The 12,201-nt window shown below is 70.5% G+C and carries 12 protein-coding genes and 1 tRNA gene; 9 read left to right on the forward strand and 4 right to left on the reverse strand.

Features of this window, described 5'->3' with window-relative positions; all coding sequences use genetic code 11:
* Positions 1-72 precede the first annotated feature (72 nt).
* A complete protein-coding gene (locus tag MOJ79_RS15905; RefSeq protein ID WP_336606335.1) occupies positions 73-411 on the forward strand; it encodes a c-type cytochrome in 339 nt (112 codons plus the stop codon).
* A gap of 11 nt (positions 412-422) precedes the next feature.
* A complete protein-coding gene (locus MOJ79_RS15910) occupies positions 423-1,694 on the forward strand; it encodes an NAD(P)/FAD-dependent oxidoreductase (RefSeq protein ID WP_241925037.1) in 1,272 nt (423 codons plus the stop codon).
* A gap of 136 nt (positions 1,695-1,830) precedes the next feature.
* Here MOJ79_RS15910 and MOJ79_RS15915 read toward each other — a convergent pair whose 3' ends face one another.
* Together MOJ79_RS15915 and folE are read right to left on the reverse strand one after the other, a co-directional pair.
* A complete protein-coding gene (locus MOJ79_RS15915) occupies positions 1,831-2,256 on the reverse strand; it encodes a BLUF domain-containing protein (protein ID WP_241925038.1) in 426 nt (141 codons plus the stop codon).
* 13 nt (positions 2,257-2,269) lie between these two features.
* A complete protein-coding gene (gene folE, locus MOJ79_RS15920) occupies positions 2,270-2,998 on the reverse strand; it encodes a GTP cyclohydrolase I (protein ID WP_241925039.1) in 729 nt (242 codons plus the stop codon).
* Positions 2,999-3,069: 71 nt separating this feature from the next.
* Here folE and rsmB point away from each other — a divergent pair, with 71 nt between their 5' ends.
* The 5 genes from rsmB to MOJ79_RS15945 all read left to right on the forward strand — a co-directional run bounded on the left by rsmB (position 3,070) and on the right by MOJ79_RS15945 (position 8,109).
* Positions 3,070-4,404: a 16S rRNA (cytosine(967)-C(5))-methyltransferase RsmB gene (rsmB, locus tag MOJ79_RS15925; RefSeq protein ID WP_241925040.1), complete on the forward strand. Its 1,335-nt coding sequence runs from the start codon at positions 3,070-3,072 to the stop codon at positions 4,402-4,404.
* Positions 4,401-5,015 carry a DUF4390 domain-containing protein gene (locus MOJ79_RS15930; protein WP_241925041.1) on the forward strand — a complete coding sequence of 205 codons (615 nt, stop codon included), beginning with the start codon at positions 4,401-4,403 and terminating at the stop codon, positions 5,013-5,015. Before rsmB ends, MOJ79_RS15930 begins: the two co-directional genes overlap by 4 nt.
* 7 nt (positions 5,016-5,022) lie before the next feature.
* Positions 5,023-7,293 carry a sensor histidine kinase gene (locus MOJ79_RS15935; protein WP_241925042.1) on the forward strand — a complete coding sequence of 757 codons (2,271 nt, stop codon included), beginning with the start codon at positions 5,023-5,025 and terminating at the stop codon, positions 7,291-7,293.
* A gap of 18 nt (positions 7,294-7,311) precedes the next feature.
* Entirely contained in the window at positions 7,312-7,998 is a 687-nt protein-coding gene (locus MOJ79_RS15940; protein ID WP_241925043.1) for a response regulator, read from the forward strand.
* 35 nt (positions 7,999-8,033) lie between these two features.
* Positions 8,034-8,109: transfer RNA gene (locus MOJ79_RS15945), tRNA-Phe, on the forward strand.
* A 264-nt stretch (positions 8,110-8,373) separates the two neighbouring features.
* On the opposite strand, the gene MOJ79_RS15950 is transcribed toward MOJ79_RS15945, so the two are convergent.
* Together MOJ79_RS15950 and MOJ79_RS15955 are read right to left on the reverse strand one after the other, a co-directional pair.
* Complete coding sequence (locus MOJ79_RS15950) at positions 8,374-9,339, reverse strand: hypothetical protein (protein ID WP_241925044.1); 966 nt, start codon at positions 9,337-9,339, stop codon at positions 8,374-8,376.
* Between the two features lie 3 nt (positions 9,340-9,342).
* Positions 9,343-10,596: a hypothetical protein gene (locus MOJ79_RS15955; RefSeq protein ID WP_241925045.1), complete on the reverse strand. Its 1,254-nt coding sequence runs from the start codon at positions 10,594-10,596 to the stop codon at positions 9,343-9,345.
* Between the two features lie 242 nt (positions 10,597-10,838).
* Between MOJ79_RS15955 and MOJ79_RS15960 the strand changes: the two genes are divergently transcribed.
* Together MOJ79_RS15960 and MOJ79_RS15965 are read left to right on the forward strand one after the other, a co-directional pair.
* The gene (locus tag MOJ79_RS15960) at positions 10,839-11,180 is read left to right on the forward strand and encodes a helix-turn-helix domain-containing protein (RefSeq protein WP_241925046.1); all 342 of its coding nucleotides are present in this window, start codon (positions 10,839-10,841) and stop codon (positions 11,178-11,180) included.
* A 3-nt stretch (positions 11,181-11,183) separates the two neighbouring features.
* Positions 11,184-12,113, forward strand: a complete 930-nt coding sequence (locus tag MOJ79_RS15965; protein ID WP_241925047.1) for an ImmA/IrrE family metallo-endopeptidase — start codon at positions 11,184-11,186, stop codon at positions 12,111-12,113.
* Positions 12,114-12,201: the final 88 nt, after the last annotated feature.

Raw genomic sequence — 12,201 nt, forward strand, 5'->3', positions numbered from 1 at the left:
CGACGCAATCGACAATCACCGGCGACCGCCGCCGCGCATCGTGCCGGCGGCGTCACCAAGGAGACCGTTCACGTGACACCGACCTCTGCCTTCGCCACCCGGGCGCGCTGCGCCGGGTGGGTTTTGGGCCTGGCGCTCGGCGCCGCCCCCGCGCTCGCGCAGGATGCGCAGGCGCTGTACGTCAAGGCGCTGGCCGCGACCTGCGCGAACTGCCACGGCACCTTCGGCCGCGGTATCGACACCGGCGAGGTGCCGGCGCTGGCCGGCATGCCCGCGACCTACATGGTCGCGCAGATGCAGGCGTTCAAGAAGGGCGAGCGCCCGGCCACCGTGATGCACCAGCTGGCCAAGGGCTTCAGCGACGAGCAGATCCAGCAGATCGCCGCCTACTTCGCGGCGCAGAAGAAGTGAAGGGGGGCACGATGCAACGACGCGAATGGCTGGCCGGCGCCGCGGCGCTGGGGGGCTTGGGGCTGGCCGGCTGCGCCAGCGTGGGCGTGCCGGGCAAGACGCGCGTGCTCGTCGTCGGCGGCGGCTACGGCGGCGCGACGGCGGCCAAGTACGTGCGCCTGTTCTCGAACTACACGGTCGACGTCGTGCTCGTCGAGCCGAACGAGAACTTCGTCAGCTGCCCGATCAGCAACGTCGTGCTCGGCGGCACGCGCACGATGGCCGACATCACGCGGCCGTACTCGACGCTCGAGAAGAACCACGGCGTGCGCATCGTGCGCGACATGGTCGCATCGATCGACCCGGCGAAGAAGGTCGCCACGCTGGCGTCGGGCCCGACGATCGCCTACGACAAGATGATCCTCGCGCCGGGCATCGACCTGCAGTTCGACACCGTCGAGGGGCTGCGCGCGGCCAACGCCGACGGCCGCGTGCTGCACGCGTGGAAGGCGGGTGCGGAGACGGCCGCGCTGCGCCGCCAGCTCGAGGCGATGCCCGACGGCGGCGTCTACGTGCTGTCGATCCCGCTGGCGCCGTACCGCTGCCCGCCCGGGACCTACGAGCGCGCGTGCCAGGTCGCGAGCTACTTCAAGTCGGCCAAGCCGCGCTCGAAGGTGCTGGTGCTCGACGCCAACCCCGACGTCACGTCGAAGGGGCCGCTGTTCAAGAAGGCCTGGGCCGACCTGTACCCCGGCATCGTCGAGTACCGCAGCGGGCAGAAGGTGGTTGGCGTCGACGCGGCGCGCAAGACGCTCAAGCTCGAGGTCGGCGACGACGTGCGCGGCGACGTGCTCAACGTCGTGCCGCAGCAGCGCGCCGGGCTGCTCGCGGTGCAGACGGGGCTGGCGACCGCGAATGCGCGCTGGTGCCCGGTCGACTACCTGACGTTCGAGTCGACGGTGGCCAAGGACATCCACGTGATCGGCGACTCGATCCTGCTCGCGCCGGCGATGCCCAAGAGCGGCCACATGGCCAACAGCCACGCCAAGGTCGCGGCCGCGGCCGTCGTCGCGCGGCTCGCGGGCTGGCCCGTCAACCCGGCGCCGATGCTGACCAACACCTGCTACAGCTTCGTCGACGCGAGCCGCGTCGTGCACGTGGCCAGCGTGCACGCGTACGATCCGGTCGACAAGACGTTCAAGACGGTGCCCGGCTCGGGCGGCCTGTCGCCGGCGGCCAACGAGAAGGAAGGGCTGTACGCCTGGAACTGGGCGCGCACGATCTGGTCGGACATGCTGGTGTGACCCCCACGGACCGGGCGGCCTGTGGCCGCCTCTTCCTCGAGGGAGGTAGCGCCTGCGCAGCGGCGCAGGCGGATGCGCGGCAGCGGCTCGACCAAGGCCTGCCGCGGCCACCCTCGCGCCGCAGTGCCAGTCCGGCTCAGGACTGGCCCATCACCGACGCGGTCGAGACGAGTTCCTCGAACAGCGCCATCGACACCTTGCCGCTGACGGCGTAGGGGTCGAGCGTCGCGCGCTCGGAGTACTTCAGCAGCAGCGCCGGGTTCAGGCGGTGCATGTTGACCTGGCCCATCGACCAGTTCGCGAAGCGGCGCTCGCCGATCTCCTCGTAGCTCAGCAGCACGACGTCGGTGTGGCGCGCATCGCCGACGATGCGGTTGTACAGCCGGTTGACGGCGCTGCGGCCGCCTTCGAGCACCTGGATGAACACGCCCTCGGAGTAGCACAGCACGCCGGTGATGCCGTGCGACGGGTTGTTCGTCTTGGACTTGCGCAGGATCGCGAGCAGATCGTCGTCATCGACGGCGCCGACGGCGCGGCTGGCATACATCAGGCGCACGAGCATGGTGGCGGCTCCTTCAGGCGGTCTTCTTGCTCAGCAGCGACAGGAATTCGCGACGCAGGTTCGCATCCTTCAGGAACGCGCCGCGCATCACCGAGTTGACCATCATCGACTCGTCGTCCTTGACGCCACGCCAGTGCATGCAGAAGTGGTCGGCCTCCATCACGATCGCCAGGCCGTCGGGCTTGACGCGCTCCTGCAGCTCGTTGGCCAGCATCGTCACGGCTTCCTCCTGGATCTGCGGCCGCGCCATGATCCACTCGCAGATGCGCGCGTACTTGCTCAGCCCGATCAGGTTCGAGAACTCGTTGGGCAGCACGCCGATCCACACGCGCCCGAGGATCGGGCACAGGTGGTGCGAGCAGGCGCTGCGCACCTTGATCGGGCCGACGATCATCAGCTCGTTGAGCCGCTCGGCATTGGGGAACTCGGTCACCGAGGGCATCGGGCGGTAGCGGCCGGCGAACACCTCGTCGATGAACATCTTGGCCACGCGCTTGGCGGTGTCGTTGGTGTTGTGGTCGCTGTCGGTGTCGATCACGAGCGCGCGCAGCACCTCGTGCATCTTGGCCTGCACCTCGGCCTTCAGTTCGTCGAGCTCGCCGGGCTCGATGTGGTCGGCGATGTTGTCGTTGGCGTGGAAGCGGCACGCGGCGCTGACCAGGCGGTAGCGGATGCGCTCCGAGGCCGGCAGCCGGGCGAGCTCTTCCTCGCTGCGAAAGATCGGTGTCGCGCTGGAGGACATGCACCCTCCTCCGTCAGTCCAGGGAGCGCCGATTGTGACGGCCCCGCCTGCGGCGCGCATAGACTGCCGCGATGGCCCCTGTCGCTGCGCCGTCACCGCCGCTGTCGCAACTGCTCGAGCACACGGCCGACGCGGTGCGCGCGGTGCGCGCCGGACGTTCGCTGACCGACGTGCTCGCGCAGGTGCCGCTGCCGGCGCGCCCCGGCACGCAGGCGCTGGCGTTCCACGTGATGCGCCGCCTCGGCGGCGCCGACGCGGTGCGCAGGCTCGTCGCCCCGAAGGCGCCGCCGCCGCCGGTCGACGCGCTGCTCGTCACCGCGCTCGCGCTGCTGTGGCCGCCCGAACCGCCGGCACCGCCGCCGTACGCCGACCACACGCTCGTCGACCAGGCCGTTACCGCGGCGCGCCGCCGCGTGCCGGCGGCGGCCGGCTTCGTCAACGCCGTGCTGCGACGCTTCGTGCGCGAGCGCGACGCACTCGTGGCCGCCGCGTGCCGCGACCCGGTGGCCGCGTTCAACCATCCGCTGTGGTGGATCGAGCGCGTCAAGGTCGACTGGCCGCGCGAGTGGCAGGCCATCCTGCGCGCCGCGAACCGACACCCGCCGATGACGCTGCGCGTCAACGCCCGCCGCGGCGACGCCGCCGGCTACCTGCCGCGGCTGGCCGCGCGTGGTCTGGCCGCGTGCGCGGTCGGCACGCACACCGTCGTGCTCGCGCAGCCGTGCCCGGTGGCCGAACTGCCCGGTTTCGACGACGGCGACGTTTCGGTGCAGGACGCCGCCGCGCAGCGCGCCGCGCCGCTGCTGCTCGGCGCCGGACTGCCGGCCGGTGCGCGCGTGCTCGACGCCTGCGCCGCGCCGGGCGGCAAGACGGCACATCTGCTGGAACTCGCCGACCTCGACGTGCTCGCGCTCGACCACGACGCGCTGCGGCTGGCGCGCGTGCGCGAGACGCTGCAGCGGCTGCACCTGAGCGCCGAGCTGAAGGCCGCCGACGCCGGCGACCCCACCGCGTGGTGGGACGGGCGGCCGTTCGATGCCATCCTGCTCGACGCGCCGTGTACCGCGTCGGGCATCGTGCGCCGCCACCCCGACGTGCGCTGGCTGCGCCGCCCCGACGACGTCGCGGCGCTGGCGCGTCAGCAGGCGCGCCTGCTCGACGCGCTGTGGCCGCTCGTCAAGCCGGGCGGGCGGCTGCTGTATGCGACGTGCTCGATCTTCAAGGCCGAGGGCCAGGCCCAGATCGACGCTTTTTTGCAACGCCAGCCCAGCGGCACGGCCCGGCTCGATCCGGTGTCGCCGGGGCACCTGTTGCCGCTGGCCGACAATGGGCCGCACGAGCCCGCCGCCGCGCCCTGCGGCGCCGACCCCGACGGCTTCTTCTACGCGCTGCTGCAACGACCTTGACCGCTCCTGCCGCGCCCGCCAGCGCCACGGACCGTGCCGCGCGCGGCTGCCGCGGCGTCAGCCGCCGTGCCCTCGCGCGCGCCATCTTCGCTTGCGTGCTGGCCCCGCTGGTGCCGGTGCCGGCGCGCGCCGAGGCGGTCGAGCTGCTGACGCTCGACGTGGTACGGCGCGACGACGAGGTGAGTGTCGACTTCGCGGTGCGCGCGACGCTGCCCCCGCCGGTCGAGGACGCGCTGCGCCGCGGCATCGCGCTGCACTTCGAGGCCGAAGCCGTGCTGGTGCGGCCGCGCTGGTACTGGCGCGACGTGCGCGTGGGCCGTGCGCGGCGCGAATGGCGGCTGAGTTACCAGCCGCTGACCGGCAGCTTCCGCGTCAGCAGCGGCGGCCTGCACCAGACCTTCGCCAGCCTCGACGAGGCGATGGCGACGATGACGCGCCTGACGCGCTGGCGCGTCGCCGCCGCCGCCGACGTCGACCCGGACGAGCGCCACGTGCTCGACTTCGTCTGGCGGCTCGACACCGGCGAGCTGCCGCGGCCGATGCAGATCGGCATCGGCAACCTGCCCGAGTGGCAGCTCGCCGTCGAGCGCCGCATCGAGCTGCGCCGCTGAGCGTGCGATGACCAAGTCCACGCGCTGGGCCCTGATCATTGCGCTGGTCGCGGTCACCGGCGTCGCGCTCGTGCTCGGCTTCGTCGTCTCGCTGTCGGGCGGCACGCGCGGCTTCTACGAACGCCACTTCGTGTGGCTGTTCTGGCTCAACGTCGCCGTCGGCGCGCTGCTGCTGCTGGTGATCGTGATCGCGTCGGCGCGGCTGGCGGTGCGGCTCAAGCGCGGCAAGTTCGGCAGCCGGCTGCTGTTCAAGCTGGCTGGCATCTTCGCGCTGGTCGGCGTGCTGCCCGGCGCGCTGATCTACACGATCAGCTACCAGTTCGTCTCGCGCAGCATCGAGGTGTGGTTCGACGCGCGCGTCGAGAGCGCGCTCGACGCCGGCCTCGCGCTCGGCCGCGGCACGCTCGACGCGCAGGTCGCTGACGTCGCGGCCAAGACGCGGCTGGCCGCCGAGCGTATCGGCGACGGCGCGTTGCGGCCGACGCCGCTGGCGCTCGAGCGCCTGCGCGAGCAGCTGGCCGCGCAGCAGGTCGCGCTGCTGGCCGGCAACGGGCAAGTCGTGGTCGCCGCCGGCGGGCTCGCGGCGCTGCTGCAGCCCGAGCGGGCCGATCCGGCGCTGCTGCGCGAGGCCGCGCGCGCACGCGTGGCCAGCCGCATCGAAGGGCTCGACGAGGAGCCCGGTGCGGCGACGCCGCCCGCGGCGCGCGTGCGGGCGGTGGCCGTCGTGCCCAGCGCCGATCTGCGGCTGGGCGCCGAGGAGCGCTACCTGATGGTCGTGCAGGCGGTGCCGCCGGCGCTCGCGGCGCAGGCGCTCGCGGTGCAGGCGGCGTACCGCGAGTACCAGCAGCGCATGCTCGAGCGCGACGGGCTGCGCAAGATGTACATCGGCACGCTGACGCTGGCGCTGGTGCTCGCCGTGTTCGGTGCCGTGCTGCTGGCCGCCGTGCTCGGCAACCAGCTCGCGCGTCCGCTGCTGCTGCTGGCCGAGGGCGTGCGCCAGGTCGCCCGCGGCGACCTGACGGCCAAGCCGGTGTTCGCGTCGACCGACGAGCTCGGCGGCCTGACACGCTCGTTCGCCGACATGACGCAGCAGCTCGCCGACGCGCGCGCGCAGGTGCAGCGCAGCGTCGCCGAGCTCGAGAACGCGCGCACGCACCTGCAGACCATCCTCGACAACATGACGGCCGGCGTCATCGTGTTCGACCGCGAGCGCCGCATCGACACCGTCAACCCCGGCGCCACCCGCATCCTGAAGCTGCCGCTGTCGGCGCACCGCGGGCAGCGGCTCGACGACGTGCCCGGTCTGCAGCCGCTCGCCGAGGCGGTGTGGCAGCGCTTCGAGGCCCACCAGGCGAGCCCCGAGCCCGGCGAGCGCGACCAGTGGCAGGACACGTTCGAGCTGCCGCTGGGGGCGGGCGGTGGGCGCGAAAGCGACACGCTGACGCTGCTCGTGCGCGGCGCGACGCTGCCCGGCGGGATGCGGCTGATGGTGTTCGACGACATCAGCGAAGTCGTCAGCGCGCAGCGCACCGCCGCGTGGAGCGAGGTCGCGCGGCGGCTGGCGCACGAGATCAAGAACCCGCTGACGCCGATCCAGCTGTCGGCCGAGCGGCTGCAGCACAAGCTCGAGGCCAAGCTCGACGACGCCGGGCGCGCGCTGCTGCAGCGCTCGGTGGCCACCATCGTCGCGCAGGTGCAGGCGATGAAGCAGCTCGTCAACGAGTTCCGCGACTACGCGCGGCTGCCGGCCGCGCAGCTGCACCCGCTGGACCTGAACCGCCTCGTCGCCGAGGTGCTCGCGCTGTACGGCCAGCACATCGAGAGCGGGCGCCTGCGCGTGAGCTACGCCGACGCGCCGCCGGCCATCGTCGGCGACGCGACGCAACTGCGGCAAGTCGTGCACAACCTGGTGCAAAACGGTCTCGACGCCATCGCCGAGCGCGACGACGGCTGCGTGCACGTGGCCACCGAGGTCGCGCGCCACGACGACGGGCACGTGCGCGCGGTGCGGCTCGTCGTCAGCGACAACGGCCCCGGCTTCGCCGACAAGGTGCTCAAGCGCGCGTTCGAGCCCTACGTGACGACCAAGAGCAAGGGCACGGGGCTGGGGCTGGCGGTGGTCAAGAAGATCGCCGACGAGCACGGCGCGCGGGTGCGCATCGGCAACCGCCCGGCGCCGCAGGGGGGCGTGGCCGGCGCGCAAGTTTCGCTATCATTTTCGAAGCTCGTCGAGGCGCAGCCGGCGACATCCCCCGACACCGCCGCCTCCGAGAGCTGAGCGGCTCGCACCGAATCCATGGCAACGATTCTTGTAGTCGACGACGAACTCGGCATTCGCGGGCTGCTGTCGGAAATCCTCAGCGACGAAGGGCACACGGTCGAGCTGGCCGAAAACGCCGCGCAGGCGCGTGCGGTGCGCGAGCGCATGCGCCCCGACCTCGTGCTGCTCGACATCTGGATGCCCGACGTCGACGGCGTCACGCTGCTCAAGGAGTGGGGTGCCACCGGCCAGCTGACGATGCCCGTCATCATGATGAGCGGCCACGGCACGATCGACACCGCGGTCGAGGCGACCAAGTTCGGCGCGATGGCTTTCCTCGAGAAGCCGATCACGCTGCAGAAGCTGCTGCGTGCCGTCGAGCAGGCGCTGGCCAAGCCGGCACCGCGCGCCCCGGCGGCCCCGCCCGGCACCGCCGCGCGTCCCGACGCGCCGGCCGGTGCGTCGGCCGGTGCCGCCGCGCCGCCGCTGCCGGTGGCGCCGCAGCTGCTCGGGCCGCCGTCGGAGCAGCTCTTCGAGCTCGACCGCCCGCTGCGCGAGGCGCGCGACGCGTTCGAGAAGAGCTACTTCGAGTTCCACCTCGCGAAGGAGAACGGCTCGATGACGCGCGTGGCCGAGAAGACGGGTCTCGAGCGCACGCACCTGTACCGCAAGCTCAAGCAGCTCGGCGTCGATCTCTCGCGCAACAGGCGCGGCGGGCTGTGAGCGCGGGCTCGCGCCGCTATAATCGCGCGCTTTCCGGCCAAGTAGCTCAGTTGGTAGAGCAGCGGATTGAAAATCCGCGTGTCGGTGGTTCGATTCCGCCCTTGGCCACCACCATTCAACGCCCAACCGGCTCCGGTTGGGCGTTTTCGTTTTCAGGTTCCGCGAAACAACGCGGGGCGGCGACCCGTTCTGCGTGTGCTGCCCTTCGTCGCCAGGTCGCGAAGGGCCCACCCGGTTCGACTCTCTTTCGCCCTCTTTTCTCTCGAAATCCGCGCCAACTTCTTTGCGGAAGCGCACGCAAATGGCCTTGTGGCCCAGTGACTTGCACGTGCGTCACTGCCATCGGTTGTCCATCGTGCTTGGATGAGCAAGGCATCAAGCCTGCACGGGGCTCAATGCTGCAGCACAGGGCATCGAGTACAGCCCCGGGCGCCCCTGCACGACCTGGACGAGGGCCCGGTATGCAACGAGTGGCCCTTCGGCTTCCGGCTTGCCCTTGTCGCGCGTCTTGACCTTGAACACGTCGATGGGCTTGGCGCTGTCGAGCCCGGCACGCCGCATGACCTGTTCGGCGGTGCGGGGCTCCCCCTTGAACGACCACAGTGCGTCGAAGACTGCGGCCTGAGCCTCGGTCAGCCGGATCGGGCCGTGCGGCCAGTCGGGCAGCGTGACCCAGCGGAAATCCGCCGAGAAAGGCCCCTTCACCGGCGTCGTTGGATCGCTGGCCTGCGGTGCTGGCGGCTCTCCCGTCGGGGCGATGAACGAGATGCCGCCTCCGTAGAAGGCGAAGCGATCCTCCAGAGCCAACCACTCCACGGCCGGGCCGAAGGGCGCCCCGCGCGTCTCGCGCGGCTTCGGCGTGATGACGCGGATCGGCCCGCCTGCGACCCGCACCCGCTCCAGCAGGGCCGGCTCGCGCCATAGCCGGATCAGATCGCGCGCCAGCAGGACTGGCGAGCACCGGGAATCGCCAAGGCGCCACACGCCATCGCCGAGGGCGTCGATGCCGTCGCGGCTCTCGATCGAAAGCGCCAGCCGCAGCTTTCGGCGCAGCCAGTCCTCGTCCAGCGCCAACGCGGCCATGTCGTCGGCCTCGACGGCCACCGGCCCGCACTCGGGGCACTGACAACTACACCCCCGGCGCCCGCCGCCCCAGACCTGCGCCCGGTGCTGGTGGCAGTAGGGACACAGCACGAATCGCTGGTCCAGGGTCGTGGGCTTCACCGCCTGCCCGAGGGCCGGCAAGGCGGCGATCTCGCGGGGAGAGAGCGCCGCTCGAAGGATGGGCGTGCCGCCCGCGAACAAGCGGCACGCCAAGGCCCAGGCGTCGTGCGTGGCCACCGGTTAGTCCTCGCCAATCGTGGAGGGATGCGGCTCAGGATTGGCAGTTCCCGCTTCCGGCGGCGCTTCCTGTGCGTTCAGCGTCTGGCCGGGCTGCAAGATGCCCAGCGAGACCAGGTAGCCCTCCAACTGCGCCTGCAACGCGGCATCGAACTTGTGCAGGTTCAGCCGTCCGCGACGCGTCACCTCGACCGTGACGACCTTGGAACGCGCCTTTCCGGGTTCGGGCGGGTAGTAGAGGTTGATGCGTGCCGCCGTGATCAACCAGCCGCGCTCCAGCGGATCCTCACCGGGGAACTCCTCGCGCAGCAGTTCGGTGACGCAGCGCTGCTCGCTCGACGCCATCGCCGTGCAATCGAGCTTCAGTGCCGTGCTCGGGCTCAACACCGTGAGGGACTTGACCTGCAGCGCCACGAAACCGTCCGCCACGGCCTGCGGCACGTCGAAGCCCAGGCGCAAGACCGACAGGTCCAGCGTCGGCGGCTTGATGCGGTGCGCGTCCACCTTGACGCCCAGCAGGTGCTCGGCGAAGGCGTCCACGAGCATCTGGTGGTACTTGGCGCCACCGCGCACGAGGGTGCGAACGACCCCGGTGGCGACGGCGTACTCCAGCACCATGTGGATGTTCGGGTTGCCGACGCGACGGGTGAGATGGGCGCCCTCGAACTCCAGGCGCAGCATGGCCAGATCCTTGACGTGCACCGTCAGCAGGAACACGCCGGGGCGGCGTTCCACCAGGTAAGCCACGCTGCCGTCGCCGCACTGCAGTTCGCGCTGGTAGAAGGCCGAGATGGCCTGGCGCAGCGCGGCCAGCGCGGCATCTGAAGTGTTCGGCCGGCGCTTCACGCCGAGGTCGTGCTGCTGGGCCTGCGACCCGTGGCGCTCCAGGTAGTCGAACTCGCAGGCCCGCTCGAACAGCGCCGGGTGGTTGGCATACAGCCAGAAGGAGCGGTGGGTGTCGCTCCGGCAGGCCACGAGACCCACCAACGCGGTGCCGTCACCGGCGGCGGCCTGGAACATAGCCTGTTTGCCGGCCGCGTCGCCCAACTGGACGCTGGCCATGAGGTTGCCGATCAGGCGGTCGCGGGCGGCGACGTCGGGCCAGGCACGCACAGCTTCTACCAGCGCCTTCGAGGTCCGCGGCGTGTCCTCCCAGTCGAAATCGTCGGCCACGGGCAGGCCCTGCGAGGCCAGGAACGTGCTGAGGGTCGCGTCCACCGGCAGTTCGAGCAGCACGTCGACGAAGGTCTTCTTCATCTTCTCGGTCCTTTCCGCAAGAGGTGTCGAGGGCTGCGGACCGAGGGGCGGGTTCGCGGGCCGGCGACGGGGTTACCGAACAGGGCTCTCACCAGCGTAAAGCAGCGAGATACAGCGCGATTGTGTCCCGCCCATTCCCCCTTGTCAATCATCGCGGCACGTCTGGCGCTTTTTGGTATCTCGTAGCTATACTTGCAGTCTGTTTTCCTACACTGACAGTCGATTCGAGACGGGACATCGCCATGGCTTCGGCGTTTGGATCACGCCTGCGGCGCTTGCGCGAGGCGAAGAAGTTGACCCTGCAGCAGGTGGCCGACGCGGTCGGCTGCACCAAGGCCTACATCTGGGAACTGGAGATGAAGGAGGGTCAACGCCCCTCGGCCGAGCGCGTGCAGGCGCTGGCCAAGGTGCTGGGCGTGACGATGGAGGACATCATGGGCGAGCCCATCCCCCAGGTTCCCGAGGCCAGTCCCGAGGACGTGGCTTTCTTCCGCGAGTACGCCGGGATGACGGAGGAGGAGAAGAGGCGCTACCGGCAGGCGCTCGAGATCATGTTCCCCGACAAGGGCCAGGGCGGGGACTGACGATTGGGCACCGCGCGCCACCTCACCGGTTCGATTGCTGCCAGCCATGTCCACAAGTGGCTGCGGGCATGGTACGGCGCGGACGTGCCCGAGGCCATCGATCTCGATGTCGTGCGGCAGATGCTGCCGACCACGCCCTACGGCAAAGGGGTTCGGGAAATTCGTCCCCCGGTGCAGTTCGACGACGATGCCTTCGAGGGCATGCTGGCGCGGGACCCCGGTGACCCTGAGGTCTGGGGTATCGCCTACAACGGCACGGTCAGCCCGCAGCGCCAGCGATTCACCATCGCTCACGAGCTGGGCCACTTCGTCCTGCACCGCGACCAGCAGTCGCGCTTCCACTGTGACAAGGAGAGCGTCCACTCCGGCCACGAGACGATGCGCCTGATCGAGCGCGAGGCCGACGATTTCGCCGGCAACCTGCTGATGCCCGGCGATCGGCTGCGCGAGTGGATCTCGAATCGACGCATCGATCTGCACGTCCTCAGCGCCATTGCCAAGCGCTTCCAGGTCTCGTTCGAGGCGTTGTGCATCCGCTTCATCAAGTTCACCCCGCAGCGCGCGATCCTGGTCTACTGGGACAACGGCTACGCGAAGTACGAATGGCGCAGCAGCAGCGCCGTGAGAACCCGGGCGCGCATCCGGCGCAACGCCGATCCACAGGAACCGCTGCCGGGTACGCTGGCAGCCGACGCGAGCGTCGAGCAGGCATGGGACGGCGTCGAGATGTCCGCCGCGATCTGGTGCCCCGAGGAGGCACCCTACATGAAGCTGCGCGAGTTCAAGCACAGCTACGGCGCGCGGGATCGCGTCCTCACTCTCCTGCTACTGGAGGGCGCCGAGCCGCGCCGGTGGGATCGGTCGTGGCACGACGAGACGAGCCACGATAGCTTCGACCAGTTCGCGCCGAATGCCAAGTTTCCGGTTCGCTAGGGAAGGTCTGCACAACTGCCGCTGAGGCGGCTGTTGTTGGTTGATTTTTCAGATGGCGACATCATTCGGCGTTCACGGGACAGTTTCG

The sequence above is a fragment of the Calidifontimicrobium sp. SYSU G02091 genome, from assembly GCF_022631395.1.
GTDB classification, from domain to species: Bacteria; Pseudomonadota; Gammaproteobacteria; order Burkholderiales; family Burkholderiaceae_C; genus Calidifontimicrobium; species Calidifontimicrobium sediminis.